The following is a 259-nucleotide window of genomic DNA, read 5'->3' as shown; positions in this document are numbered from 1 at the left end:
ATCATATGGAACTTAATAACTTGGTATTTAGGGATACCGAGCAGTTCCTCACATGCAATTATTGGTGCAATTGCGGGGGCAGCCATTGCTGCAGCAGGATTTAAATCATTAAATTATAGTGGTTTTATTAAAATTATTGAGGGCCTTATCCTATCGCCTGTTATTGCCTTTATATTTGGTTATATCGTTTATAGTATCTTTAAAGTCATCTTTAGAAACAACCATTTAGCTAAAACGAATAAAAGGTTTCGGATATATC

The 259-nt window shown here is 34.0% G+C and carries 1 protein-coding gene; it reads left to right on the top strand.

The features are described 5' to 3' along the window. The coding region (locus RYX56_RS23425; protein WP_317124266.1) for an inorganic phosphate transporter at nt 1–259 on the top strand (259 nt) is incomplete at both ends.

The organism is Alkalihalophilus lindianensis, assembly GCF_032843265.1.
Taxonomy (GTDB): Bacteria; Bacillota; Bacilli; order Bacillales; family Bacillaceae_D; genus Alkalihalophilus; species Alkalihalophilus lindianensis.
The sequence above is the reverse complement of the archived record's forward strand: the minus strand, read 5'-3'. Positions and strand labels throughout refer to the sequence as shown.